Origin of the sequence: Tengunoibacter tsumagoiensis, from assembly GCF_003967535.1 — a bacterium.
Taxonomy (GTDB): Bacteria; Chloroflexota; Ktedonobacteria; order Ktedonobacterales; family Ktedonobacteraceae; genus Tengunoibacter; species Tengunoibacter tsumagoiensis.
This window is the reverse complement of record NZ_BIFR01000001.1, coordinates 1,490,438-1,516,183: the sequence shown is the minus strand read 5'-3', so window position 1 is coordinate 1,516,183 and position 25,746 is coordinate 1,490,438. Positions and strand designations below refer to the sequence as shown.

The following is a 25,746-nucleotide window of genomic DNA, read 5'->3' as shown; positions in this document are numbered from 1 at the left end:
GGCGCAAGAGTACAGTCTCTCGTATGGTATAATCCATTATAACTGCTTTAATTGTTATCGTTGCTTTCTCCCCTCATACCGAGGTTTCGTTATGCATCACTGGTTCCATTTCTTTAACCACTTTCGACGCTTACAGTGGAAACTCACCTTATCTTATACGTTCATCACTTTGCTCGCTTTATTGTTCGTTGAAGGGGGCCTGGGAATCAGCACGTTTGCGACAGCGAACGCCAACGCCCCCCAATCTTTAGCCTATCTTCTGGCACAAAAAGGCAGAACACTTGGCTCCTCATTTGAGACACTTGATCAGCATCAACTTACACAGTCACTTACTGATCTACAGCCGACCAGCCATAACATGCCAATTAGCTATGAGGGTTATGTACTGGCCGTCAATGCTCAGGCACAGATTGTAGCCTCGGTCGGTGCTCAGAAACCAGACTCTCTAGAGGCAATTCTCCCCAGTGCAACTCAGCAGAAGCTTCGGAGTCTGTTAGCAGGGCGCGTCATCCCGTCAGGCGAGGTAGATCCCGCAGGCGAACATACCTATATCCTGGCAGCCATTCAGAGCGATGCAGGACAACCGGTCAAAGGAGCCCTGCTCATCGACGCTCGTCATATTCAACTTCCCGTGAGCTTTTTATTTGATCGTTTCCCACTTGTTGTCTATGCAGTCCTGATTAGCTTTATCTTCTTGCTCTTTGCGACAGGAGTCATTGGAACGGTCTTTGGTTTTTTTACTGCCCGCGGCTTTGTTCGTCGTTTTAAACGCCTCTTTGTCGCAGTAGACAAATGGAGCCAGGGAGACTTCTCTGTGTTCGTGCAAGACGTTTCTGGAGATGAGCTGGGACAATTAGCACGGCAGCTCAATCTCATGGCAGGTCAGTTGCAAAATCTGTTACAGGCCAGACAGGAGATTGCCATGTTAGAGGAGCGCAATCGCCTGGCGCGGGACCTTCATGATAGCGTCAAGCAACAGGTCTTTGCCATCTCTATGCAAGTAAGCACAGCCAGGGCGCTGCTACCCCATAGCAGCAAATCAGCCGAACAGCATCTGGATGAGGCTGAAACATTGGTAAGACAGGCACAACAGGAGCTCAGTACACTTATACGCGAGCTCCGACCAGTCGCACTGGAAGAGAAAGGGCTTCCAAGAGCGTTACAGGATCTTGCCTCCGCATGGAGCTCGCAGAACGGTATTGGGGTAGAAGTCACAGTTGAGGGGCGGCAGGTGATCCCTCAACCACTGGAAGAGGCCTATTTTCGCATCACACAGGAGGCACTCTCAAATATTGCTCGCCATAGCCAGGCGTCGCTGGTCCAGATCCGCCTGCTCTGTGAGGAACAGATCGAACTTTTTATTTGCGATAATGGTCGGGGCTTTGATCTCACATCTCATCACGGACGAGGGGTCGGATTATTGTCCATGCAAGAACGGATGCATTCTCTCGGTGGAGAGATCGTCATCGAGAGCGCAATTGGCAAAGGAACCAGCATTCATATCCAGAATCAGCCCATTAAGGATACCATTCATGTATACGGGAAATAATGCTCTGATGAAACATCAGAAGAAGATGAAAGAAGATACTCATGCCAGAGAACATTACAGTGCTCATCGTGGATGATCATGCCATTGTGCGACAGGGAGTACGAGCCTTCCTGGAAATTCAGCCCGATATTACAGTAGTAGCCGAGGCCGATAATGGAGAAGTTGCCGTCAAGTTAGCAGCAGAATATGTGCCCGATGTCATCCTCATGGATCTTGTCATGCCAGGCATCGATGGAGTAGAAACAACGCGCCGCGCAAAACTCGCCAGCCCTCATTCTCAGATTATTGTCTTAACTTCTTACCATGAGGATGAATATATCTTTCCAGCCCTGCGAGCTGGCGCCCTCTCCTATGTTCTCAAAGAGATCAGCCCGAGCGAACTGGCAGAGACAGTGCGTAAAGCAGCAGCAGGTGAATCATTTTTGCATCCCCGTGTAGCGGCTCGTGTTGTTCAGGAGATTCGAGGAGTACGAAAAGATGCCCCCAACCCCTTTCTAGAGCTCAGCGAACGAGAGATAGAGGTCTTGCGGCTGATTGCCGATGGCCTGGCAAATGCAGCCATAGCGGAGAAGCTAATCATCAGTGAGAAGACCGTCAAAGGACATGTCAGCAATATTTTAGGCAAGCTACATATGCTCGATCGAACGCAGGCCGCCGTCTACGCCTGGCAACAAGGGCTTGTCAGAAGAGACTAGCTTGCAGAGAAAAAATATGGTACAACTCATCTATGAAGTCATCTATGTCGATGAACTATGTCTCCATCATAGGTAAGGAGTACCTTTCTCAATGAATAGTGCATTAAACCAGGAAAAAATCCGGGTAGGGATTATCGGGGTAGGTTTTGCAGGCGAGGCCTCTCTAAAAGGATTTAAAAAGAATCCCAACGTTGAAGTTGTTGCTCTAGCGGGCCTGGAAGAGGATCGCCTGGAGTATCTTAGCAAGACATATGCAATCGCCAATAGCTATCTTTCCTATAAAGATCTGCTGCAGCGTGACGATCTGGATGCCGTCAGTATTGGTGTACCAAATCATTTGCATGCTCCAATTGCACTGGCAGCTTTTGAGCGTGGCTTACATGTTCTCTGTGAGAAACCACTGGCTCGTACCAGCGCTGAGGCCGAAACAATGGTTGAGGCAGCTACCAGAGCCAATCGTGTCCTACAGGTCATTTTTAATCACCGCGAGCGTACAGATGTCCAGACCTTAAAACGCTATATTGATGAAGGCAAACTGGGGAATATTTATTATGCGAAAGCATACTGGATGCGCCGGCGTGGTATTCCAGGAGCAGGAACCTGGTTTGTTAACAAAAATACTGCTGGTGGCGGCCCACTGATTGACCTTGGCGTTCATGTGCTGGACATGGCCCTCTTCTTACTGGGCGAACCCTCGATTCTGACGGTAAGCGCATCCACTTATAATGAATTGGGGACGCGAGGCGTTGGCATCAATATCAGCGAGCGTAAGTCTGGTGTCGGCAGCGCGTATGAAGTTGAGGATCTGGCCTCCGCTTTCATCCGCCTCTCAACTGGTGGGACATTGCTGCTAGAGACCAGCTGGGCCACCCACAGCAGTGCTCAAGACGACTATGGAGTCGTGCTTTATGGCACTGAGGGTGGCGCTGAGATCCGCGTCAAGAACTATACCACCGAGAATGCCCTCCATATTTACACCGATATCGCAGGAGTGCCTGCCGATATCTCCCCACGCACCAGCGGCGGAAATTTCCACGTTGCGGTCGTTGATAAATTTGTGGAGAATATCCTCAGTGGCAACTGGTCGCGCTTTAATGGCAGCGAAGGCCTGCGACGGGCACGCGTCATAGACGCCTGTTATACTTCAGCTCTACAGGGTCGAGAGGTTGTCGTCGAGGCTTAACCACTCAATTCTATCAGTATCTTTTATATTTTTGTGTATGGAGAAACCCAACTAATGGAAGAGACAACGTATTCAAAGGTGGCTCTGGTAACAGGTGGATCACGCGGTATTGGTGCAGCTACAGCTCTGGCACTTGCCGAACAAGGCTATGACTGTATCATTACGTATCGCAATAAAGGGGCGCGTGCGAACGACGTTGTCTCCCAACTTACCCAACGTGGTGTTCGTGGGCTGGCCGTTGCCAGCGATATTACCAGTGCAAGCGATCGAGCTAAACTGGCAGAGACGGTGCACCAATGGGCCGGTCACCTGAACGCTCTGGTGCTCAATGCCTCAGGCGGTATGGAGCGCGAAGCCCTGGCTCAGAATCCTGATTATCCTATGCAGATCAATCATGAAGCTCAGATTGGCCTGTTAGAGCTTCTCCTGCCCTCCATGGTTGCTGGTAGCAGCCTTGTCTTTGTCACGAGCCATTGGGCTCATCTCTATGGCCGCATCTCGCAGATCCCCAACTATGAGCAGGTTGCCGCCTCCAAGTATGCAGGTGAACAGGCTATCCGCGCCCGACTCCCGGAGCTCACACAGCGTGGCATTCGCCTGGCCGTTGTGACAGGCGACTTGATTGAAGGAACGATTACCCCCAAACTATTAGAGCGAGCTGCACCGGGCCTGGCTCAGAGCCGCACCGCTTCAATTGGCAATCTACCTACAGCAACTGACATGGGGACAGCAATCGCTGTGGCCGCCTACGATCATACCCTGCCAACGGGGCAGACGATTGTCATTGGAGGCACGCTAGAATCTCTTCTCGCACACAACTAGAAGGGCCTGATCCTATACAAATGCTAGAGTAGGCAATACAGACATGATGGCAGAGGATCAAAAAATAGCTGAGCCTGGTTGGATTAGCCAGAGTAAGGATTTTACGTATGTGTATACACAAAAAGCATCTTCATATAAGAATTCTTTTTGACATGTTTGTGTGTATCTCATATAATTTTGTATAGGTATTACTTATTCATGTTGTCGCTATGCATATTCTGTCTTTTGACAGTGCAATTTGACGGTGCATTTGAAAAACATGAAAGGCCCAAGGTGTTTGTGTGTAGAGGTGTAAAGGGCCAGCCAGTAATGATGAAAGGATCCTTATGAGTAATCAGGAAGAGAATAAACAGGAACAGCCAATTCTGACAACCCGCCAGGGGCATCCAGTGTATGATAATCAGAATCTTCGTTCAGTTGGCGATCGTGGACCAGCAACCCTGGAAAACTATCAGTTCCTTGAGAAGATCGCACATTTTGATCGCGAACGAGTGCCTGAGCGTGTTGTCCATGCCCGTGGTACAGGAGCCCATGGCTATTTCGAGGCCTATGGAACAGTTGGTGATCAACCCATCAGCAAGTTCACTCGCGCCAAATTATTTCAAGAAAAAGGCAAACGCACACCAGTCTTCATTCGTTTCTCAACCGTCATTCACGGTGGGCATTCGCCTGAAACTCTTCGCGATCCACGTGGCTTTGCCGTCAAGTTCTACACCGAAGACGGGAACTGGGATCTGGTTGGCAACAACTTGAAGGTCTTCTTCATTCGCGATGCGATTAAGTTCCCTGATTTTATTCATTCCTTTAAGCCAGATCCAGTGACAAATCGTCAAGATCCTAATCGACAGTTTGATTTTGTTAGCCTGACGCCAGAGGCTATGCATATGGTTACCTGGCTCTTCAGCCCCTGGGGTATCCCCGCTGACTACCGCCATATGGAAGGTGCAGGCGTCAATACCTATAAATGGGTGAATGCCAATGGCGAAGCTGTCTTGATCAAATATCACTGGATTCCCGATCAGGGCGTGAAGAATCTCACTCAGGAGCAGGCCAACGCAATCCAGGCCACAAACTTCAACCATGCGACCCAGGATCTGTATGATGCCATCGAGCGGGGCGAATATCCCTCCTGGGAGTTGCGCGTCCAGATAATGTCTGACGATGAGCATCCCGAGCTCGACTTTGATCCACTGGATGACACCAAGCTCTGGCCTGAGGATCAGTTCCCGATGCTCCCCGTTGGCAAAATGACGCTCAATAAGAATCCTGAGAACTTCTTTGCTGAAGTTGAGCAGTCAGCTTTCGGAACAGGTGTGCTGGTTGATGGTCTTGAGTTCTCGGACGACAAGATGCTTCAGGGCCGCACGTTCTCCTACTCAGATACACAGCGCTATCGTGTTGGGACCAACTATCTACAGTTGCCTGTCAACCATCCTAAACATCATGTCGCAACCAATCAACGCGACGGCAATATGGCCTACTACGTTGATGGTGTTGCCGAGGGCGAAAATCCTCATATCAACTATGAGCCTAGCTCACGTCATGGCCTACAAGAGGCTCCACGCGCCGGTAAGGACTATACACCTGAGGTCAGTGGCAAAGTAGGACGTCAGGCCATTGATCGCAAAAATCCTTATAAACAGGCTGGTGAGCGCTATCGTAGCTTCCAGGATTGGGAGCGCGATGAGCTGATCAACAATCTGGTCACAAATCTGAAAAAATGCAATCCTGACATTCAGGAGCGTATGGTCAACCACCTGAGCCAGTGCGATACCGAATATGGGGCTCGCGTTGCCCAGGGAATCGGCATCTCCGTAAAGACAGCCGTTACCAGCAGAGACTAGCAACCTTTCAAACTAACCATTGAGTTGTTCATAGGGAACGACAACTTGCTGGTCTATCATTAAGGGTGCAAGATGGGCCTTATCTGTAAGGGTCTATCTTGCATCGTTTATCAACAACGAGGGTCAGAGAGCATCTGTCAATGCACTATCAGATGCTCTCTGACCCTCGTTGTTGGCTATCAATGCTATCCCATCCACATATAACACCAACTTGCTTAAAGCCACACTTGACAAACCAATTCCATTTAGATACAATTCTAATTAGACAACAATCTAATTAGAATTGAGAAGGGTAAAAAGGAATGACCCAGGAAGCATTTCAAGAGCTGTTACACTTTTTTAAAGTGCTGGCGGATGAGAATCGGCTCAAATTGTTGGGCATTCTAGCCACTGGAGAGCGGAGTGTCGAAGAGCTGGCTGCACTTCTACAACTTCGTGCTCCGACTGTCTCGCATCATCTTGCCAGATTAAAAGAGCTCGAACTGGTTGGTATGCGTTCAGATAAAAACACTCACTACTACTGGCTCAACACCGAAACATTGCGACAGACAAACAGATATATACTGACGCCCGAGAGCGTTTCCGCACTGGTTGATGATGTCAATGGTGATGCCTGGGAGCGCAAGGTCCTCAAAGACTTTTTTGATGGCATGCAATTAAAAGAGATTCCATCCAGCCGAAAAAAACGGATAGTGATTCTTAAGTGGCTGGCCAATCAGTTCGACTATGGAGTGATCTACACTGAAGCCGAAGTGAACGCCATTCTTAAGCGATATCATCCCGATAGCGCCTTGCTGCGACGTGAACTCATCAGTGAAAAAGAAAACTTCTTGCAGCGCGAAAATGGACAATACTGGCGGCGCGCCGTAGAAGAAAGTTCAACTCCATCCTCCCCATCTTCATAGGAGTAGCTAGAGAAATCAGGTCATGAAAACTGTTGTGAACATACAGTAGAAACTGGTGCATGATGCAAATACAACCTCCACCACTTCTAACGGCTACCGCCGAACAGCTCTTGTGTGAAACCTTTAATGTCCCGCTCAAATTGATTCAGGGAGAAGATCTGGGTGGCAGCAAGCGTTCACAGGTCTATCGCTTTCAAGTAGCATCCACTGTACAGACACTTCCAACCAGTGTCATTGTTAAGCAGGCCAATGTCTCACAGGAGACCCTACAGGGCCAGGTACCGAATGATGAATGGCTCTCATGCTTTTTCAATGATTGGGCCAGCCTGGAGTTTCTGCACAAGATTGGCTTACAGATCAGCCCTCGTGTCTATACTGGTGACCCCCTACAGAGACTCATGGTGATGGAAGATCTAGGCAATGGTCTTATTATCCTACTAAAAAAGGAGAATTGTGGCTCCTCAAATCGTACTGCTTTATAATGAGATGTTGTGTGTTGAAATAATTTTCTCACAATAAACTTTTTATTTGTTGTGAGAGAGCCCCTGACGATGCTCGTCATGCTCTAGATTTGTACAGTTGTATTGACTATTGGAGAGGATATACTCCTTTGAGGAAAGATACACTAGTTTCCTTACCATCAGATCACTCTATGACTAATGATGAAGAACAAGAGAAACTTCCACATAAGCAGAAAACGACACTTATCTTAAGCTGTATTTTGTGTCTGTTCGCTGGAGCTTATCTTTATAGCTTAATCTTAAATATCACGCCTATTGCAGCTCTTGCTCAGAGTTTATCGCTTGGCGGAGGTCCGGCATCACGGATTCAGAGAAAGCTCCTACAGTCTGGAAAATGGATGGGGACAGACTGGCACTTGATGCCATCCACTTATCTATCCCAATATCATACGGCCTATTTTCAATTACTTCTTCTTATGGCAACAGCCTTTCTCTTCTATGGTTTGTGCGCACTTTGTATTCATTTTTCACCCTCGTCAAAACGCTATGCGGCTGGCCTTATCGCAGCCATCTGGGTACTGGTTATATGTTCTGCACTCATCGCTTTTTACACACCAGGAATGCTATCAGGCGATATTTATTCCTATACTATTTATGGAAGATTGTTAGGCATTCACCATGCCAATCCTTACTTTGTAACGCCTACGGCATTCCCCAATGACCCTGCCTATGTCTATGTTTACTGGAAGAATACAACCACCATTTATGGTCCGGTCTGGACTATTATTTCGGCTGCCTTAGCTCGTCTGGCAGGAAATACTGGCCCGGGATTTGTCCATATCTTTCGCTTATTTGCGATTGCGATGTATTTTTTAAATACACTTCTGGTCATGCTCATTATGCGGGCGCTAGGGCGTTCTTTGCGTACTATTGCCCTGAGTGCATTCCTCTATGCTTGCAATCCATTGACTGTGCTAGAAGGCTGCATAGGAGCACATAACGACATTCTTATGCTCACTTTTGTGTTGCTAGGAGTACTCTTCTCTATCCACACATTGAAGGCTGATACGGATGCCAGGAGATTTCGTGCGTATGCTCTCCCAATAGTAGCCTTTAGCCTGGCAGTTCTCGTTAAGTTCACCGCCCTGGCCCTGCTTGCATTTTTCATCATTGCCCTCTTTTATAAAGTGCTGCGTGCGAAAATTTCAGTGACGAACAGACGTTATCAGTGGGGGCATGCTATTCTTACGCTATGTTGCGCCAGTCTATTAGCAGGGGCGACGATTATTGCATGCTACCTCCCATTCTGGATTGGGCACAGCCTGGCAGAGATCGCCTACAGTTTTACATCCTCTCCTTTTGCCAATCAGGTCCTTAACTGCCTACTGTACGTGCTCTATGGCTGGAATGGAGAGTATCCATTATCTCCTACGCTTCACTTTCTGGTTGAACAGAAATTTTGGAGCACTGATATGATGATAGGGATGGGGGTCGTAGGCCTTCTAGGGGTCTTTATTCTCTGGCGATCACAGAACATAAGAGCGATTCTGCTCATCGTTGTAGCCCTTTTTGCAGTCTTTCAACTTTTCACAACCTGGTTCTTTGCCTGGTATCCAACCATCCTTGTTGGATTGATTGTTCTCTGTTTACCAGTAAGGGCGAGTCGTATTGCACGAGCTTTATTTGTGTTTGTGATACTGTTTTCGCTTGGGGTTATCTCTCTCTATTATACACCGATTCTTACTGAGCTCCATGGTCAGAAAGCTCCATTTTTTAATTGGCTGTTCTTTTGTGGCCTGGCTGCATTTATTGCTCCGGTGCTCATTAGTCTCCTGAGCCTCTGTTTTCCTGTGGCAAAGCTCCATCTACAGGAAGAGCAAAGCTAACAAAACATTCAACCTTACACTGATCTGACAGAACTCTGATCTTAGATGATGCGAGATTCAAGTCCTCACAAAAAGACATGCATCATACCGAATTTTAAAGAGACAGAAGAGGCCATCTTCAACAATGGAAGATGGCCTCTTCTGTCTGGACTCACTAAGCGCTTATTAAACACCAATAGCTTCGGGAGCAGGCACCTCTTCCTGAAGCGGCAAGCTCTTTCTAAAAAGAGGCCTGACCTGTTGAAGTGGTTTACGGAAGCTATAGGCGACTAAGCAAGCTAAAGTAAAGCCAGCAAACAAAAAGTTACGCGCAATCGTTACTGGAAAGAACAATGGCCCCAACGGAACCCATTCAAAATGAGGCTCCATCCAATAGATATAAGGGAAGATCCAGGTCGTTAGATACCCAATCACCGTCCAGGTGCCCAACCACCAGGAGTTTGACGCGCCAACATAGGCGACCAATGGAAGAATCCAGATTAAGTATTGAGGGCTGAAAACCTTACCAGTGACAATAATAACTAACAAGATTAAGAGCGTAGAGGTCGCAAGGTCGATCTTATAACGCCATTGCAGCCACAACGTATAGAGAATACCAGCCACCATTGCATAGGTATCAAGGCGTGAGACAAGCGTGGTATGTGGGCCATACATATTGAGTGAACCAAAGGTCAGAGCAAAGTAGACCTGCCCCGTCGAATGATGATACACATTCTGTAACCAGGCCACCGAGGCGGCCAATGATTCAACCTGGATCGGTCGATTCCCAAAATAAGTGAAGGGCGCAATTGTTCCTTCCGCATAGAGCAAGAAGGAGACAGCCATAACACATGCACAGATGACACAATAGATAGCCAGAGGTTGCCAACGCTTCCAGGCAGACCATTTTACCTGGACTTCCCGCTGCTGACTCAATAAAAATGGGAGTAAGAGGAGAACTGGATAGAATTTCAACAATGTAGCAAAAGCAAGGAGCACAAAGGCCCAATTCCACTTTTTATAGGCAGCCAGCATAACCGCAAATAATGTTAAAGCCGCAGGGTAGATGTCAAAGCGTGCTCCTACAACCCATTCGGTACCGATACTCATGAGAAGCGCAAAGGCAATAGCTGATGATCGGGATCTCCAACGTACAAGCGCAAGATAAATCAGAATACAGATCGCAATCTCAAAATAGGAAAAGGTTACCTGATAGTTATTAGCTGTACCCAGGAGACCAAAGGTCAGTGGAATAAGCACAAGCATGGGATATTCATGAGGAAGATCATGAAAACGGCGGCTGGTAGATTGAGCAGAAAAGTACGCAACGATAGCGGAAGGCACATGAACTTTTTGCATGATACGAATAATTCGCGCCTGCGGATAGGTCAACTGTTGGGGATCAACATTCACAAGAAACGCACATTGATTGCCAAGATCCGTCGCAGCTTTCTCACCATGCACAAAAGCGAGAGCGTAACATTGATAGCGAGACGCGTCATTGCCCCAATCCTGATATTTATTACTATCTCCAAATAAGACACGGACCATTAAAACAATGATCAAAAGATCAAGGGCAATGAAGAGAAAACGAAGATACCGTTTTGGGGGAGCAATTCTCATATTGAATGATCCTTTCAAAAGCCATGCTCTATTCCTTTTGTGCACACATAATGACGTTTACTGTGTTCGGAAAATTAAAAGAGGTTAAGCATAGTGTTTATGTATATATGGCAGTAAGACAAAAAAAATTTTGTACCAGAACACGTCATCAACAAGCTGTATATTTATATACATCATTTAAGTTTTCCGGGGCAACCTTTTTATCCTTTTGGCTAGTGTTATGCCTGGAAAACAAAAAACCGCAAAAAGAAAGGACTGTATCACAATGATACAGCCCTTCAAATGCTTTCTGTATTCTGCGAATACACCACTTTAAGAGACAACCAGTTCAGTTGAAGCTGTTATTTGAGGTTCAACTTTCAGAAGGTCCTTTACATTCTGAGAAGTGGTGAGGACAGCCAACTTTTCAGGGCGCTGTACCGCATAATACCCAAGACTGGTCGCCACAAAAACTATCAGCAACATATTCCGTGCAATTGTCACTGGGAAGAAGAGCGGCATCAATGGAACCGCCTCCAATCCAGGGGCCGAAGCATAAATGTAGGGAAAGATCCAGGTAGTGAGGAAACCAATCGCAAGCCATGTGCCAATCCACCAGCGATTGGTGCCACCTACATAAGCGACCAATGGAAAAATCCAGATCAGGTATTGGGGACTAAACACCTTGCCAGTAACTATGATCACGAGGAGCAGAAACAGAGTGGCCTTCGCCAGATCGATCTTTCGTCTCCATTGCAACCAGGTAACAAAAGCAATTCCACCAACCATGACATAGGTATCTAATTTCGATACAATGCTTGTGTGTGGCCCAAATATGTTGAGCGATCCAAAGGTATTTCTATAAGCAAGTACATTGGTATGATGCTGAACTGCATTCCAGAGCCAGACGACTGATGAAGCGCAAGACTCTACCTGAATTGGACGATTGCTAAAGAAGCCAAACGGAGCCAGAGTCCCTGTGATATAGAGTACGAGGGAGACCCCCATCACAAAAGCGCAGATGCCACAATACACAATCATTGGTTGCCAACGTTTCCACGTCAACCACTTTTTGCTAGATAGCTCTCTCTGCTGCGCAAGCAGAAAAGGGATTAAGAGCAACACTGGATAGAACTTTAACAATGTTGCGACTGCAAGAAGCGCAAAAGACCAGTTCCAGCGCTTATAACTTGCTAAAACGACGGCTAAAAAAGTACAGAAAGCGGGATAAATATCAAATCTTATCCCCAACAGCCATTCTGTACCTACAATCATATAGAGCGCAAAGGCCAGGGCGCTGGCACGTGAACGCCAATGAACCAGCAGAAAGTAGATAACGATTGTTAAGGCAATCACAAAATAGGCAAATGTTTGTTCATAACTACTAGAATCACCAAGAAGTCCAAGGGATAGAGGAACGACAACCAGCAATGGGTATTCCTGTGGCAGATCATGGAAAGCTTGTGTTGGTGATTGTGATGAAAAATACGTAACGACGGAAGCAGGAAAATGTGCCGCCTTCATAAAAGAGATAAGACGGAGCTGTGTATTCATGGGCTTATGTTGACCAAAGGTCGTAATCCATGAACACTGATCACCGATCTGCGTGGCTGCCGTTTCACCATGCCAGAAAGCCGCCATATAACAGCGATAACGCCCAGCATCATTCCAGGGATCCTGATACTTATTTGTATCTCCTAAAAGGAGCCGCCCCATCAATACTACAACAAGGAGATCAAACACAAGGAACAAATAAGGAAGATACTGTTTCTTTTTCTTAAGACCCATTTTCAATTGTTTCCTCTCAGATGCTATGATCCAATCATGTCAATATGCATCTGCTTTATCATATGAAATACACCTGATAGTTACACTCCGTATGGAGAGATTACAGAGATTTTCTCTAGCTGAGACTGTATAGGTTTGAGCAGTTATGTAAAATAGCCTAAACAATATACATTTATATATACCACATCTAAACGCATAGGCAAACCTAATGAGACTTTTGGCAGGGGTTTTCAATTCAGGATAATTCTTCATCGAAGAGTCTAATAAGAGGGGGCAAACGAGCCACTGGTATAGTGGAGATTTCAGATGAAAATACGCTATACTATAGAGAGCTATGCAAACGTTCACATATGGTATTCAAGCTTTTTCTTTATTGCTTTGTTTTTATAGAAAGCATTTTGTATCGATCTTTTTCAATAGGAGATGTGTATGTCACAAGATCCACAGCTGCCCAATTCTGAGGATAAAGTACAAAATCCTTATGAGACGCCACAAAATCCTTACCAGCAAGCACCCACTCCGGGTGGAACTGGTGCTTCCTATGCTTCACCTCAAAGTAACTATGGCTATAACATTCCGCCTCAATCCACAGCTGGAAGGGTGTTCAATGGGAATGAATATGATCCTAATGCACAGATCCCATTGACGCCTCTCCCCCTGGGTGTCGCTCTGAAGCAACTGCCAAAACAGTATGCTCGCATCCTCTTTCATCCTTCAGCCCGCACATTCGATGGCGAGCTACGCAAAGCCAGTTGGGATATTGTCTGGGTGCAATTACTCATCTACGCGCTTGTTTCCAGTGTCTTATATGGCATCACCTATTCAATTAGAACGACATTTGATACACTCTTTATCACACACTCTGTCAGTTCCCCAGCGTCTCTGTTTGGAATGGGTGCATTCTTTGGCATTATCGAAGCCATTGCATTCATTTTTCTCATTCCACTCGGTTTCTTTGCCTCCGTTGGCATTTATTACTTAATTGCTAAGGCGTTTAAAGGACAGGGGACATTCCTGGTACAGAGTTATGCAACCTTGCTCTATACGGTGCCAACAAGCCTGGTTGTAGCAATCGCTTCATTGCTGTTTGCTTTTATCCCTATTGCCGGTACGCTGCTGGTCTCGGCCATTTCGTTCCCCATTAGCATTTATACCATTGTTTTGAATGTCTTCCAGATTCAATCAACCCATCGTCTAAGTGGTGGTAAGGCGACGGCGGTTGTCTTAATTCCCGTTGGCATCGGCATTCTGCTTGCAATTGTTCTTGTTGTGATCCTCTTTGTCTTCTTGTTTGCGTTGATGTCACATTTACCGCATTCGACCACCTACTAATCCCTACAAGGGCGAAGGCATCACACATTTTCAAAAATGTATGATGCCCCCTCACTAGTACTTAAATACTCATCCATTGAGTTGAACCCACATTGTCCCCTATACTATCGGCATAAGAAGGATACATTTCTTCTTATTAACTGCGATTTTTTGCTCGTCTTCTATGAGAAAGGCCTCCTTCCTGATAGATAAAGTACGAACATATAATTGATAATTCGACCGCAGAAGGGATTAGAGACAATGGAAATTACTGGTAGCCAGAAAATTAAAGCTTCTCGGGAGCAAGTATTTCAGGGTTTACTCAATCAAGATGTGTTAAAGAACAGTATTCCTGGTTGTGAAGGTGCTGAGACATTTGAGGATGCCAATGGCAAACACACCAGCTTTACGGTAACCACTGGCGTCCCTGGTTTCAAAGGCCCATACCGCATTGATCTACAGACTACTGAAGTAACTCCACCCAGCCACCTGGTGTTGACGGCATCCCCCTCCAGCTCCGTTGGCTCTGTCGTTGCTCGCTGTCCCATCGATCTAACCCAAGAGGCTGATGGTAGCACTCTGCTCAGCTATAGCGCACATGCCGAACTGTCTGGCAAAATTGCTGCTACCCCAGAGTTCATCCTCAAAGGTGCTGTTAAAGGCGCTCTCGATCACTTCTTCAAAAGCTTTGAGAAACAGGTTCTTGCTCTGGCCTAGATCTTGTTCTCTCCTCCCAATTCGCAACAAGCCCACTCTATCGCTCGCGACAGAGTGGGCTTGTTCGCTCCTCCAATTTCTCTACACTGGATGCTGAGCTAGATCTTCTCCTGTCTTGTTACAACAGCGCTCAAGAAGATCATCAATAACGCAAAAAGACAGAGAGCTCCTAGCTGATTACCTATCTCGCTAAAACTATACCCTTTGAGCATGACGCTTCTCAGCGCATCATTGGCATATGTCAATGGTAGCAGATAGGAGATCAAGCGCAGAACCTGAGGTAGCTGGCCAACAGGCCAGAGAATACCTGACAAAAGCACCTGGATTCCAAAGACGAGTGGCACAAACTGAATGATCTGAAATTCGTTACGCGCAAATGTTGATAAGAAAATGCCCAGGTTGACGCTTCCAATGGTTAAGAGGAGCGAAACTAAGAAGACCAGGGCAAGGTTACCACTATAATGAATGCGCAAAGCAAAGACAACAAACAGAAGTATAAGCAGCGATTGGATAAGCGCAAAGAGGAGGAAACCTGCCACATATCCCAATACGAGTTCCGTCCGTTTGAGCGGTGAGACCAGGACACGCTCCAATGTCCCCTGCGTTCGTTCACGTAAAAAAGCTACCGAGGTCAACAGAAAGACAAAGAAGAAAGAGAAGAGCCCAATAAATGCCGGTGCCAATGAATCGTTGAATGTATATTCGGCTCCTCCATAGAGATACTGCGGCTCCTGAATATGAAAGACTGAGATACTACTCGGTGAGATGGGCTGCACCGGGCCATTGGCTGGTGGCTGCTGACCAGGACCAGCATGTGCAGAAGTGCTGGTGAATGTGCTGATTGCAAGAGCAATATTGAGCTGATGAGCCAGCGCTTCTGTGATATCCCGCAATCCACTGGCTACTGTTGGATCTGAACCTTCTAAGGTAATCTGCACAGTTGGCTGCTTACCATTAGCAATCTGCTGCCCAAAATCGTCTGGAAAGATCAGGGCTGCATCAGCATCACCTTTTTTTAAGGTACTCTCAACCTGATCCGCCTGGATAGAGATAACGTGAAGTTTGTCTTTAGCTGGTAAGAACGAATCTAATAAGGTGTTTGTCTGTTCGCTTCCACTCCCGGTAGGGCGGACCAGAGCCAATGTATGAACACTATTCGTGTTAGTAAGCACCAGATAAAGAATGGTCATAATAAGAATTGGCACAAAGAGAATTAACGCTAACGTCCGCTTGTCACGTAAAATCTGGCGAATAATTCGTAGGGAAAGAGCTGCAATCCTTCTACCGTTCATGCCTGCACCTCCTGTTGACGACTGGCAAAATAGAGAAACGCATCTTCCATGGTGGCTTTTCCTGACAGACGCAGCAATGTCTCTGGCTCATCTTGCGCTAACAAGCGCCCAAATCGTAGCAACCCTAATCGTGTACAGCGAGCAGCCTCATCAAGGTGGTGGGTTGAGACAATAATAGTAACTCCCTCTTGATTTAGCTGAGCAAAATAATCCCAGAATGAACGCCGCAATTCCGGGTCTACGCCGACTGTAGGCTCATCCAGTAGAACCAGACGCGGCTTGTGAACCAGCGCACAGGCAAGAGAGAGTCTCTGCTTCATACCCCCGCTAAATGTTCCGACAATCGAAGCGGCACGATCGGCCAAATCGACCCGCTCTAACATCTCATGAATACGCAAACGTTGCTCTCTGCCACGCAGGCCATAAATGTCACAAAAAAACTGCATGTTCTCCTGTGCAGTCAGGTCGGTGTACAGAGCACTGGACTGTGTCATATACCCCATCGTAGCTGCAATCCTCGCATCCGACTGGCGCAGGCCCATAATTGTGATGCTCCCACTATCTGGCCGGGTTAATCCCACAAGCATCCGAATGAGCGTTGTCTTCCCCGATCCATTCGGACCGATCAGACCAAACGTCTCACCCTCTCTAATCGTCATTGTCAGATCATCGACAACCCGCAACTTGCCAAACTGCTTTCCCAGGTGCTCAATCACAACCATTGGCTTCTCTGCCTCCCTCTCAATCCGCTCTTGAGGGCTCTCATGGATCTCGCTCATAGACTAAACCTCCTTGTCTTCTAACAGGTATTAACTAATCAATCAATTAATAAATGGCCTAAAAAAAAGCGACCTGCCTGATCATGGTAGAGGAAACATACTCTGGCAGGCCGTCGATACAATAGCTTCAACCAGTTGCTCTTGACTATAGGACAGCATAACGGGATCGCGTAAGATCTGGCGTCGCAGGACCATCCCCACAATACAGCTAATCAGTATCTGTGCACTGATCGTTGGATCAACCTGACGTAGTTCTCCAGTCGCAACCCTGGCTGCAATATATTTCTCTGGAAAGGCTGTGGCTTGCAGAAAGGTGCTGGCGACCAGTGAGGCAAGTTCTGTGCTGTAAATAAGCTCTGGCAAAAAGATGCGAATAATCTGTGTAAATTGTTCGCTTTCCACAAATGCCAGGATCTGTGTAATTAATAAGCGAAAGAAGCGTTCTGGCGGTAAGCTAAAAAACTCGGTTGGTAAAGACCGCAGGAGGCCTAGAGGAGAGCGCTCCTCTACCAGGGATGTAAGGACAGCCTCCTTATTGTCAAAATAGTGGTAGATCAGCCCCGCTGTAATCCCGGCCTCCCGCGCAATATCCTTATTGGTCGCGCGATGAAATCCCTTATGGGCGAAGACACGCAGGGCAGCATCCAGAATCTGCTCTCTACGATCCTCGACTATTTTAGGGGTTCTCGCCATCTCGCTTCCTCTCATTCTATAGATGCTATCTAATTAATTGTTTGATTAATTAAATTGTAGTGAAATAAGCGGAGCCTGTCAAGTCTCAGGCGCGTACAACAAAGTAAAGACGTTGCACCAATTGCATATTCCAATAAAGCTCAACATAGCCTTCGGCTGGAGTAAGATAAAGCATTGGGATGGCCAGATTTCGAGCTACGGGAACGTTGATCAATTCCGAGCTTTTAAAGAAATGACCATTGATATACCATTTAGCCATCACTATGCCGCCGCCCGCTGGTGGCTGAACATTACAGGTAAGGTAGAGCTCTTGATCTGGTTTAAAGACCGTATCAACTTTAATTGGAAGATTCAATCTATCTACACGAGCAGAGATCGCAACGGAAGGAATGATCGCTCTCACCTCAGGAGCGCCAAAATCCCCCGTTGAGGGAGTTGGCGGGTCCGGCAGTTGGGGTGCAACGGCATTCACGCTCTGAAGTTTCTGTCCCCAGAGAAACTGTCCAGCGCGGTCCAGAAGCCCACTTGTCTTTACATAATAGCTGGTCCCGGCACAGAGAAAAATACTTACAATCAGTATGCTAAGTAGCCCGCTGATAATCCGATAGCGCGGAATCAATGGTCGCAACGCTGGATAATCAGGACGAATATAGACAATCTCCGGCTGCTCAACAGGCTGTAACTGTTCTAAAATATGCTCTGGAACAAGTTGGAGGGCAAGTGTATTCTGGTGTTCAGTCTGCTCAGGTGGCAAAGGGATCGACTGATAGAGGGCAGGGATTTGAGATGAGAGGGAAGAGGCCAATGGCCCTAGAGAGACCTGACCCGTTTCTGGGCGCGTCAGTGAATTTGTCTGATCCAGGAGATGTTCATCAAATGAGAGTTGCGGGATAGCGTCTATCTGTCCTTCCTCACTATGATCACTTTTGTCTTCCTGCTTCAGCTTCTCGAAAAAAGGCAGCCCGCAAAATGGACAGATCTCGCCCTGTTCAACAGATCCTCTTTGACAATACTGACAAGCCATCATGACCCTCTCTCTATTACTCCTAAGCTATTTTCTTACTCTTATAACCCGAATTATTCTCTTACAGCTTACGCTAAAGAGAAGAGCATTACCAATAAATAGGAGAAATGGGGTCTTATGAAATGCGACGATCCAGAGCAGGTCTATCTCTACACACAAAAACACAGGGCATCTTTGCAGATGCCCTGATAAAAAACAGTCCCGTTATGATACGAGATCAAAGGTTGCTACGCCAAGTACGCGTGCAAGAATACGCAAGTGATAAGGTTGCGGTTCTTCACGTCCAGCTTCAAAGTGGGTAATGGTATCACGTCGCAGACCTGACAGATCGGCCAGTTGACCCAGGCTTAACCCTCTCCGTTGCCGTAAAACACGCAGCTTTGGAATGCCATGAGGTCTAGTAGACCTGGCCTTAGCATTCATCATTTTCATAATCCCTCTCCTTCGAGGTAGTCCTTACCAACTATTCTCAAGCCACGCTGCTGGAGAAATATAGCACTAAGTTATGTTAACACAACTATCCACAGAGACAGGATACCAGATGATACATACTGTTGTCTAGTGAAACAGGTGCCAATTTTTGTCTCAAATATATCTTGTATCTATCAATGAACCCGCTCCTCACCAGCAGCCATATTCAATACGGAGCATCGTATTTTTTCGTTTCAAAACAAGAAAATGGCCCATTGCTTTTTGCACAGTGGGCCATTCTTGTCGGAACTGGATAGATCGCCTTTTATGAATCGGAATCAAGATCGCCATGAAGACCATGATTATGTATGGTCGTTGAAGGGGCCTGTGGAGCTCCCACTAATTTAAAGATGGGGCCATTTGGATTGTCAGGATTATCCATATAAATAACGTCGTTTGCTAAAAATGAAGGCTCATTATCTACGCCCTTCACGACACGAACCGGGTGTCCATTGATCAATGTCGTCCGCGTAGTATCAAGGAGCGAGAGAGAGGTGGCAATCGACTGTAACTCTTCTTTATCAATGCCATCACGCTCATCACCAACGATCCAGAAGACCACACCACGATCGTTCTCATAGATCAACTGGCTTCGCTCGCTATAGACCCATGTTGGTGTGGATGCATTGTTCTGATTCCACTGACCCTGAACATAGACCGCCGCCGCTGAACCATCACGGCCAATCTTTAACTGTTGAGCCGCACCATCCTGGACCACCTGCAATACTTTTCCCTGCGGCTTAAATTCACAGATTAAGATCTGGCGTGGCGACAGGCCAGGACGAGCATTGTAAAAGGTAGAGACAACAATTGGCCCATCAGACCAGGCAGGATCACCCTTATAAATAAAGATATCTCCTGAAGCGTGCGAATATTTTTCCGGTATATATTGCGGCCAGAAGATCGGAAAATGGAGCCGCTGCTGTGCCTGCATGACCGTCATCTGCTCTGGAATGTCGGGCAATGCGTTTATAACAGTTTTCGCGGGGCGTGCGTTATTTAGTGCGGTTGGATAGTGTTTGACTTGTAACACACCACTGTGGGCACCTGCCCAGAGGTATTGAAAGCCAGAAGCGAAGGATGGACTGATATAGACCGCAGTCAAAACCATAAAGAGGAGACAGGCCAATCCAATGGCCATAAAAGGACGTGACATTCCCACTCTGTGCGCAGAATGGGAAGAGCGAAAAAGGCGACGTTTAAGTTTTAAGCGGCGAAATACACGAGCATAGGTCTTCTTTTCAAAACCTACTTCCACCGCTTGAAAGCGAGGGTCAGCCGATTCTAAAAGCGTTTGCACAAAAAGTGGCGGCACTTCTTCTTCTTCTAAAGCAAAGAAGTGCTCTAACTCTTGCGCAAATTCTAGATCACACTCGGAAAAATCAGCAGGAAAATCTTCTAAACCCTCTAGAAAATCTTCAGCGCCAGTCAGGCCAAAGAGCTCGAATTCTGATCTCTGTTCCTGGCCATCAAATTCGCTCGTACTCATGTGAGTGCTCCTTGAGCGCTTCGCGTAAATTCTTTCGCGCTCGCCAGAGTCGTGTGTCAACGGCATGGCGGGTGAGGCCCGTCTTCTTCGCAAGTTCTTCCGTGCTAGCAAATTTAAAATAACGTTGATATATCAAAAAGCGATCAAGCTCGGGCAACGTTGCCAAGGCCAGGCGCAGCTCCTCACGCCTCTCACTCTGCTCTAGCAAATGTTCCATACTGGTCTCGGGATGTGGTGGCAAAGCAGCTCGCTTGTCATTCTCTCCCCAACCAGAAAAACTCCGACTGTTGTTGCCATCCGATGAACTCCATTGCCGGATCTCATCAGCTGATTGTATATTGTGTGTCTGACGGCGACACAACTGGCGTCTGCGATCCAGCGCAATATACTTTGCACGCATGGTAAGCCATGTGCGCAACGCCCCACGAGTAATGTCAAACGTATCAATCTCTTGCCATACAGCTACAAAGAGATCATTGACGCACTCTTCTGCGTCCTGTGCTACGCCGACTCCATCAAGTACCAGACGAATAAAATAAAATACTTCACGAGAATACCGGGAGATGAGCGTTTCCAATGCCTCGGGATCTTTCTCATGCAACCGTTGGGCTAAGTCCTCATCAGACCAGTCATGTCGCACCATCATCGCTCCTTGCAGACCAGAGGACACCTCTCTTCAAATTTCAGTCGCTGGCACCCGCTTTCTTTGGCTCGAAAAGCTTGGCGACTTTATGGGGGGAAGAGAGCGACCTTATCGGTGGTACACTCGCCATCGTCCTGTTAGATATATACGTCCTTGGCTACGTATATCTCTCACCGACCTGGCTTTTTTCTAATTTTGCGGAAAAACCAGAGAAAAGTCAAGTAGCTACGTTAAGAAAACGTTAAAGTACTACCCAGAAATGGGGCCTCTACCCACTTCCAACGCACATAAATCACACCAGGATAGGGGTATTCATAGATGTTTTGTCTATACGTCATTATAAAAAAAGAAGTTTTAACAAACATTAGTCAAAGTGCAGAAAGTCTACGGAAATGGGCTCGGCAAGCCAGATATCATCGTTCCCTGAATAAAAGGCGATACCTTGCCGATAGGCTTGCTGAGCCTCAACACGAATTATAACTGGCTTATGCGTCCGCCTGAGCGCAACCTGACGGGCCGTCTCTATATCTGTTGCCAGATGCACATACTGACGCTGCATGGGTTTAAGGCCCTGACGACGAATGGAAGGTGCAGCCTCAGGAGTGGTCCCATGATAAAGGATCACTGGAGGCTCTACCGGTTCATGCTGCATTTTCTGCTCGATCGAATGCCCATAATAGGCGCGAATTCTCCCCTCACGTATCTCATAACGCTTTTTATCGGACTCTGCAATGACGCGCTCTAGATCGGTCGTCTGGAGCAATCTCCATGCGCTCCGCTGTTTTCGCAGAGCCTCCAATAAGGTAGAAACCTCCACCCAGCCCTCTTCATCCAGCGTTAAACCGAATTGTACTGGCTGATGACGCAACGCATAGGCCATGGTCTTGCTCAAACTTTTCAGGTCAATTGCCATTCCTTACCTCCTGGATGTTTCTCAATGCGAGATCAGTCATCTCTAGTGTATACTAGTGGCAGGAGTTTTACCAGCAATTCACTTGATAAAAGCGCCTCAATCTGCTACCCGCTCTCCGTTTCTGGTGGCTATCTACCTCTCTCCTGTACAAAATAACCACATTTTATTTTTGCACACCAATGTTCTGCATGTATGTTTGAGAGCCCGGACTTGAGACCAATTGATCATAAAGAGTATACATAAACTCTACCGTAAATCCTGACATAAACTCTACAATGTAGAGAGGCAAAAGCTTCTCAGGTCAGTCGCAATTGTGACTGCGGAATAAGGGGATGGATGCCAGGGGACAACATAGTGTTGAACATGTTGATAAAAGTGAAGAGATTATAAGATACGTGTGGGCGGAGGTCAGTTTTGGGTGGAGGTTGCAAACAGCTCACCTGTAGAACGGGGGGATAGCCCCGTTCTACAAGAACATCTACTTCAAGTTGAGAACGGGGATCTTTGAAACGGACCAGCGAGCATTAGGACTCGAGACCTCAAACTGGACCATCGAGATCGCATCCGTAGGACAGCGCACAATGCACAATCCACAGCGAATACACTTCTCCTCATCAATGATCATATCCGCGCCACCTTCCCAATTGCTGGTACCAGTGTGCATAGGATCACCCTTAACGACACGGGATAACCCTTCCATGCTGATGCAGTCATAAGGACAGATATCAACACAGCCAGAACACAGGATACAGATGGATGGATCAATCATGATGTTCAATTGACACTGTAGACAGCGACGCGCCTGAATAACCGCCTGCTCGGGAGTATAACCAGTCTCTGTCTCACGCGTGTGACTATAACGATCGGCAAGAGGCAACGCTGGAATGAGCTGATGCGGAATAGATTCGTAGTTGTCCACCATACCACGACGATAATCGGGAAGCTCGATCTCTTCAGCAGCCTCGGCAGCTTTATCCTCACCACCAAGGTAACGGTTAATCGCAGCAGCAGCATCGCGACCATCACCGATGGCCGAGATCAGGTTACGGGCACCCTGCGTGAAGTCGCCACCAGCAAACAGGCCGGGATGGCTTGTCATCCAGTTATCAAAATCGATCAGCGGCACACCCCATTTATTCACCTCGAGCTTTAACTCATCGGCTGGCAGCCAGGAGACATCGCTATACTGACCAAAGGCTGGAATGACTGTATCCAGTTCGACTTCAAACTCGGTACCAGGAATAGGAACTGGACGGCGGCGGCCACTGGCATCAGGATCACCCAGTTTATTGCGGATGAAACGCATACCACTAACATGTACACCATCCTCGCTTAATACGGCAAGCTGCGTGACAAGATAGTTGAACTCAACATTCTCAAATACAGCCTCATCGACTTCGTACTCATCCGAGCCCGCCTCTTCCTTCGAACGACGATAGAAGATATATACTTTCTCGGCGCCAAAACGAATCGCTGTACGGCAGCAGTCCATAGCGGTAAAACCTGAACCCAGAACCGCAACCTTTTTCCCAATATAGACTGGCTCACCATAGTTAGACTTTGCCAACAGGCGAATACCATCTTCAACACCCTGTAGATCAGCACCAGGAATGACTTTATTATCGGGACCGGCCACAGGATTTGGAATATAACAACCAGCCGCCAGGAAGACAGCATCATACTGCTCGAGCAGTTCGGTCACCTGAACGTCACGCCCAACGCGGGTATTATATTTCACCTCAACACCCAGATCGGCCATGTATTCGTCACACTCTTCGGTGGTCACATAACGTGGCAGACGCCAGATGGGGATACCATTAACCATGACACCACCAGCGGTGGGGAACTGCTCGTAGATTGTGACGGGATAGCCCATCTCTCGTAGCTCACGTGCACAGGCCAGACCAGCGGAACCAGCACCGACCACTGCTACTTTCTTCTCCTTGGTGATTGGAGGGCGTACCGCATGATGGCGATACTCGCGGTGATCGGCTGCGGCTCGCTTCAGCCAGCAGATGGTGATTGGTTTCCCATCAATTTTGTTACGACGGCAGACAGGCTCACATGGGCGAGCACAGGTGCGCCCCAACACGCCAGGCACAACGTTCGCCTGACGGTTTAAGAGGTAGGCCTCGTCAAAACGAGCCTGTGAGATAAGACCAATGTAGGTTGACACATCTGTGTGCGCAGGGCAGCCAACCTGACAGGGAATGTTTGTTTGATACCAGTCTGGCGTTACCCCAATCGAATGGTATCGAGCTTCCAATTCGCTATCGGGATCAATCATCGCACAAGGTCCTTTCCTGAGTACCGGATATGCTTACTCCAAGCAGGAGGTACATGAATTGTGGAACAGGGAAGATAAAATGCATAGCGCTAATCGTAGGCAGACAGCCTATTCCTTCTATACAGCGTCTTATTTGCTAGCTGTATGGGCAGACATGTTTTTCTCTGCAAAGCATGAGACCGATGCTGACAGGAAAACATAATTGCTCTATTAATAAATGCAAAACTCGCTTATTTTTATCGAGAGAGATCGCGGGATACGTCCCCATTTGAGATTATAGCATAATGCCAGGATCCCGAACAAGATGAATGCAGCTTGATCCCTTGCTTTACAAGGCCCAACAGAAGAGGCCCTAAAAGCTGGGGGTATCGCTCATCTGGATATCGCTAATCTTCCAGCTCCCATCGCTCTCTTTGATCAAGGTCATAGGAAGACTCAAAGGGGCTGACTGCGTCGGTGAAGTAAGGATAACTGTCGCGGTCGCCTTGTTGCCATTTTCTACTGGTGTGCCATGTGTGCAGCTATTGATAGGCTGCTTCGTAAAGAATTGTGTAAACAGCGGTTCTGGCACACGGCTCTGTAGCGCTGGATCAAGCTCCCCATAAGCTGCATGGGCATCAGGTTTTTGGAGATCTGTACAGAATGCATTAAGCGTATTATCAGGAGAGGCTCCCCCTTTGCTCAGGCTCACGACCACAAAGAGAAGGCCACAGAGCACGACCACGCCCAATAGAACACTCCCCAGAATAATCCAGAGCCGACGACCCGAGCGTTGCGGTCGCCCCTGGTTTAGTGGTGCACCCGCGTAATTGTTGGGTAATTGAGGATACTGGGGGTACTGAGGATACTGAGGCGGAGCTGCCGCATACAGCGGAGGAGTCGCCACGGGAGGAGTAAATGCCTGATCAGCAAAAGGTTGAGGAGCTAGAGCTGTAGGTGGTAATCCACCAGCCGGAGGGGCTGCATATACGGTGGCTTCAACCGGTCTGGCTTCTGGATAACTATATGAAAAGGTCGTGTCGCCAATCCGGATAACATCTCCATTCACTAATGGGCGAACCTGCTGCGGAAGAAGCCGTTGCTCATTTACATAGGTACCATTAGTGCTCCCTTGATCTACAATGCCAAATCCCTGTCCCCATGGCTTTAGCTCAGCATGATGACCCGAAGCCTTTACATCTTGCAAAACAAGCTGATTATCCTGTGCACGACCAATCTTAAGCCCATTGGGGGTAAGAAGCATCTGACCAAAGGGACCAGTAAGCTTCGCATCCATGTATCTATCTCCTCAATCTTTTTCTTTTGTAATATCTCTTCTGAAAATAAAGGTTTCATACTGGGTGGTGAAACCCTTTTCATGAACGTCTACTCTATAATTGACAAAAGTCTAACATAGTTGCTTAAAACTTGTCT

The 25,746-nt window shown here is 47.3% G+C and carries 22 protein-coding genes; 10 read left to right on the top strand and 12 right to left on the bottom strand.

The window, feature by feature from the left end; all coding sequences use genetic code 11:
* Nucleotides 1–91 precede the first annotated feature (91 nt).
* The 8 genes from EL628_RS05990 to EL628_RS05955 all read left to right on the top strand — a co-directional run bounded on the left by EL628_RS05990 (nucleotide 92) and on the right by EL628_RS05955 (nucleotide 9,345).
* A complete protein-coding gene (locus EL628_RS05990; protein ID WP_126579065.1) occupies nucleotides 92–1,549 on the top strand; it encodes a sensor histidine kinase in 1,458 nt (485 codons plus the stop codon).
* A gap of 41 nt (nucleotides 1,550–1,590) precedes the next feature.
* Nucleotides 1,591–2,244, top strand: a complete 654-nt coding sequence (locus tag EL628_RS05985) for a response regulator (RefSeq protein WP_126579064.1) — start codon at nucleotides 1,591–1,593, stop codon at nucleotides 2,242–2,244.
* Nucleotides 2,245–2,335: 91 nt separating this feature from the next.
* Nucleotides 2,336–3,427, top strand: coding sequence for a Gfo/Idh/MocA family protein (locus EL628_RS05980; RefSeq protein WP_126579063.1), 1,092 nt, complete (start codon nucleotides 2,336–2,338; stop codon nucleotides 3,425–3,427).
* A 54-nt stretch (nucleotides 3,428–3,481) separates the two neighbouring features.
* Nucleotides 3,482–4,249, top strand: coding sequence for an SDR family oxidoreductase (locus EL628_RS05975; protein ID WP_126579062.1), 768 nt, complete (start codon nucleotides 3,482–3,484; stop codon nucleotides 4,247–4,249).
* Between the two features lie 326 nt (nucleotides 4,250–4,575).
* Nucleotides 4,576–6,093 (top strand): catalase, encoded by a 1,518-nt coding sequence (locus EL628_RS05970; RefSeq protein WP_126579061.1) that lies wholly within the window; start codon nucleotides 4,576–4,578, stop codon nucleotides 6,091–6,093.
* A 302-nt stretch (nucleotides 6,094–6,395) separates the two neighbouring features.
* Nucleotides 6,396–6,998, top strand: a complete 603-nt coding sequence (locus EL628_RS05965; RefSeq protein WP_126579060.1) for a DUF2087 domain-containing protein — start codon at nucleotides 6,396–6,398, stop codon at nucleotides 6,996–6,998.
* Between the two features lie 59 nt (nucleotides 6,999–7,057).
* A complete protein-coding gene (locus EL628_RS05960; RefSeq protein ID WP_126579059.1) occupies nucleotides 7,058–7,480 on the top strand; it encodes a hypothetical protein in 423 nt (140 codons plus the stop codon).
* A 170-nt stretch (nucleotides 7,481–7,650) separates the two neighbouring features.
* On the top strand, nucleotides 7,651–9,345 hold the full coding sequence (locus tag EL628_RS05955; RefSeq protein WP_126579058.1) for an MptA/MptB family glycosyltransferase: 1,695 nt from the start codon (nucleotides 7,651–7,653) through the stop codon (nucleotides 9,343–9,345).
* A gap of 165 nt (nucleotides 9,346–9,510) precedes the next feature.
* Here EL628_RS05955 and EL628_RS05950 read toward each other — a convergent pair whose 3' ends face one another.
* Both EL628_RS05950 and EL628_RS05945 read right to left on the bottom strand, forming a co-directional pair.
* Nucleotides 9,511–10,947: a glycosyltransferase family protein gene (locus EL628_RS05950; RefSeq protein ID WP_126579057.1), complete on the bottom strand. Its 1,437-nt coding sequence runs from the start codon at nucleotides 10,945–10,947 to the stop codon at nucleotides 9,511–9,513.
* A gap of 312 nt (nucleotides 10,948–11,259) precedes the next feature.
* On the bottom strand, nucleotides 11,260–12,714 hold the full coding sequence (locus EL628_RS05945) for a glycosyltransferase family protein (protein ID WP_126579056.1): 1,455 nt from the start codon (nucleotides 12,712–12,714) through the stop codon (nucleotides 11,260–11,262).
* 429 nt (nucleotides 12,715–13,143) lie between these two features.
* On the opposite strand from EL628_RS05945, the gene EL628_RS05940 reads away from it, so the two are divergent.
* Together EL628_RS05940 and EL628_RS05935 are read left to right on the top strand one after the other, a co-directional pair.
* On the top strand, nucleotides 13,144–14,046 hold the full coding sequence (locus tag EL628_RS05940) for a Yip1 family protein (protein ID WP_161975300.1): 903 nt from the start codon (nucleotides 13,144–13,146) through the stop codon (nucleotides 14,044–14,046).
* A gap of 240 nt (nucleotides 14,047–14,286) precedes the next feature.
* Nucleotides 14,287–14,742, top strand: coding sequence for an SRPBCC family protein (locus EL628_RS05935; protein WP_126579054.1), 456 nt, complete (start codon nucleotides 14,287–14,289; stop codon nucleotides 14,740–14,742).
* 98 nt (nucleotides 14,743–14,840) lie between these two features.
* Here the strand turns inward: EL628_RS05935 and EL628_RS05930 are convergent, their stop codons facing one another.
* The 10 genes from EL628_RS05930 to EL628_RS05885 form a co-directional block, all read right to left on the bottom strand.
* Entirely contained in the window at nucleotides 14,841–16,034 is a 1,194-nt protein-coding gene (locus EL628_RS05930; protein ID WP_126579053.1) for an ABC transporter permease, read from the bottom strand.
* Nucleotides 16,031–16,813, bottom strand: a complete 783-nt coding sequence (locus EL628_RS05925; protein WP_126579052.1) for an ABC transporter ATP-binding protein — start codon at nucleotides 16,811–16,813, stop codon at nucleotides 16,031–16,033. The genes EL628_RS05930 and EL628_RS05925 overlap by 4 nt, the downstream gene beginning before the upstream one ends.
* 81 nt (nucleotides 16,814–16,894) lie before the next feature.
* The gene (locus tag EL628_RS05920; RefSeq protein ID WP_161975299.1) at nucleotides 16,895–17,506 is read right to left on the bottom strand and encodes a TetR/AcrR family transcriptional regulator; all 612 of its coding nucleotides are present in this window, start codon (nucleotides 17,504–17,506) and stop codon (nucleotides 16,895–16,897) included.
* An 85-nt stretch (nucleotides 17,507–17,591) separates the two neighbouring features.
* On the bottom strand, nucleotides 17,592–18,533 hold the full coding sequence (locus EL628_RS05915; protein WP_126579050.1) for a hypothetical protein: 942 nt from the start codon (nucleotides 18,531–18,533) through the stop codon (nucleotides 17,592–17,594).
* Nucleotides 18,534–18,734: 201 nt separating this feature from the next.
* A complete protein-coding gene (locus tag EL628_RS05910; protein ID WP_126579049.1) occupies nucleotides 18,735–18,962 on the bottom strand; it encodes a helix-turn-helix transcriptional regulator in 228 nt (75 codons plus the stop codon).
* Between the two features lie 304 nt (nucleotides 18,963–19,266).
* A complete protein-coding gene (locus tag EL628_RS05905; protein ID WP_126579048.1) occupies nucleotides 19,267–20,490 on the bottom strand; it encodes a hypothetical protein in 1,224 nt (407 codons plus the stop codon).
* Nucleotides 20,471–21,136 (bottom strand): sigma-70 family RNA polymerase sigma factor, encoded by a 666-nt coding sequence (locus tag EL628_RS05900; RefSeq protein WP_126579047.1) that lies wholly within the window; start codon nucleotides 21,134–21,136, stop codon nucleotides 20,471–20,473. The genes EL628_RS05905 and EL628_RS05900 overlap by 20 nt, the downstream gene beginning before the upstream one ends.
* A gap of 361 nt (nucleotides 21,137–21,497) precedes the next feature.
* Nucleotides 21,498–22,046: an RNA 2'-phosphotransferase gene (locus tag EL628_RS05895; RefSeq protein WP_126579046.1), complete on the bottom strand. Its 549-nt coding sequence runs from the start codon at nucleotides 22,044–22,046 to the stop codon at nucleotides 21,498–21,500.
* Between the two features lie 478 nt (nucleotides 22,047–22,524).
* Nucleotides 22,525–24,333, bottom strand: a complete 1,809-nt coding sequence (locus EL628_RS05890) for an FAD-dependent oxidoreductase (RefSeq protein WP_126579045.1) — start codon at nucleotides 24,331–24,333, stop codon at nucleotides 22,525–22,527.
* Between the two features lie 352 nt (nucleotides 24,334–24,685).
* Nucleotides 24,686–25,609, bottom strand: coding sequence for an FHA domain-containing protein (locus EL628_RS05885; RefSeq protein WP_126579044.1), 924 nt, complete (start codon nucleotides 25,607–25,609; stop codon nucleotides 24,686–24,688).
* Nucleotides 25,610–25,746 lie beyond the last annotated feature (137 nt).

Excerpts from the sequence above, each read along its gene's own strand:
- EL628_RS05990 (WP_126579065.1), top strand. The coding sequence starts at position 92 with ATGCATCACTGGTTCCATTTCTTTAACCACTTTCGACGCTTACAGTGG.
- EL628_RS05985 (WP_126579064.1), top strand. The coding sequence starts at position 1,591 with ATGCCAGAGAACATTACAGTGCTCATCGTGGATGATCATGCCATTGTG.
- EL628_RS05980 (WP_126579063.1), top strand. The coding sequence starts at position 2,336 with ATGAATAGTGCATTAAACCAGGAAAAAATCCGGGTAGGGATTATCGGG.
- EL628_RS05975 (WP_126579062.1), top strand. The coding sequence starts at position 3,482 with ATGGAAGAGACAACGTATTCAAAGGTGGCTCTGGTAACAGGTGGATCA.
- EL628_RS05970 (WP_126579061.1), top strand. The coding sequence starts at position 4,576 with ATGAGTAATCAGGAAGAGAATAAACAGGAACAGCCAATTCTGACAACC.
- EL628_RS05965 (WP_126579060.1), top strand. The coding sequence starts at position 6,396 with ATGACCCAGGAAGCATTTCAAGAGCTGTTACACTTTTTTAAAGTGCTG.
- EL628_RS05960 (WP_126579059.1), top strand. The coding sequence starts at position 7,058 with ATGATGCAAATACAACCTCCACCACTTCTAACGGCTACCGCCGAACAG.
- EL628_RS05955 (WP_126579058.1), top strand. The coding sequence starts at position 7,651 with ATGACTAATGATGAAGAACAAGAGAAACTTCCACATAAGCAGAAAACG.
- EL628_RS05950 (WP_126579057.1), bottom strand. The coding sequence starts at position 10,947 with ATGAGAATTGCTCCCCCAAAACGGTATCTTCGTTTTCTCTTCATTGCC.
- EL628_RS05945 (WP_126579056.1), bottom strand. The coding sequence starts at position 12,714 with ATGGGTCTTAAGAAAAAGAAACAGTATCTTCCTTATTTGTTCCTTGTG.
- EL628_RS05940 (WP_161975300.1), top strand. The coding sequence starts at position 13,144 with ATGTCACAAGATCCACAGCTGCCCAATTCTGAGGATAAAGTACAAAAT.
- EL628_RS05935 (WP_126579054.1), top strand. The coding sequence starts at position 14,287 with ATGGAAATTACTGGTAGCCAGAAAATTAAAGCTTCTCGGGAGCAAGTA.
- EL628_RS05930 (WP_126579053.1), bottom strand. The coding sequence starts at position 16,034 with ATGAACGGTAGAAGGATTGCAGCTCTTTCCCTACGAATTATTCGCCAG.
- EL628_RS05925 (WP_126579052.1), bottom strand. The coding sequence starts at position 16,813 with ATGAGCGAGATCCATGAGAGCCCTCAAGAGCGGATTGAGAGGGAGGCA.
- EL628_RS05920 (WP_161975299.1), bottom strand. The coding sequence starts at position 17,506 with ATGGCGAGAACCCCTAAAATAGTCGAGGATCGTAGAGAGCAGATTCTG.
- EL628_RS05915 (WP_126579050.1), bottom strand. The coding sequence starts at position 18,533 with ATGATGGCTTGTCAGTATTGTCAAAGAGGATCTGTTGAACAGGGCGAG.
- EL628_RS05910 (WP_126579049.1), bottom strand. The coding sequence starts at position 18,962 with ATGAAAATGATGAATGCTAAGGCCAGGTCTACTAGACCTCATGGCATT.
- EL628_RS05905 (WP_126579048.1), bottom strand. The coding sequence starts at position 20,490 with ATGAGTACGAGCGAATTTGATGGCCAGGAACAGAGATCAGAATTCGAG.
- EL628_RS05900 (WP_126579047.1), bottom strand. The coding sequence starts at position 21,136 with ATGATGGTGCGACATGACTGGTCTGATGAGGACTTAGCCCAACGGTTG.
- EL628_RS05895 (WP_126579046.1), bottom strand. The coding sequence starts at position 22,046 with ATGGCAATTGACCTGAAAAGTTTGAGCAAGACCATGGCCTATGCGTTG.
- EL628_RS05890 (WP_126579045.1), bottom strand. The coding sequence starts at position 24,333 with ATGATTGATCCCGATAGCGAATTGGAAGCTCGATACCATTCGATTGGG.
- EL628_RS05885 (WP_126579044.1), bottom strand. The coding sequence starts at position 25,609 with ATGGATGCGAAGCTTACTGGTCCCTTTGGTCAGATGCTTCTTACCCCC.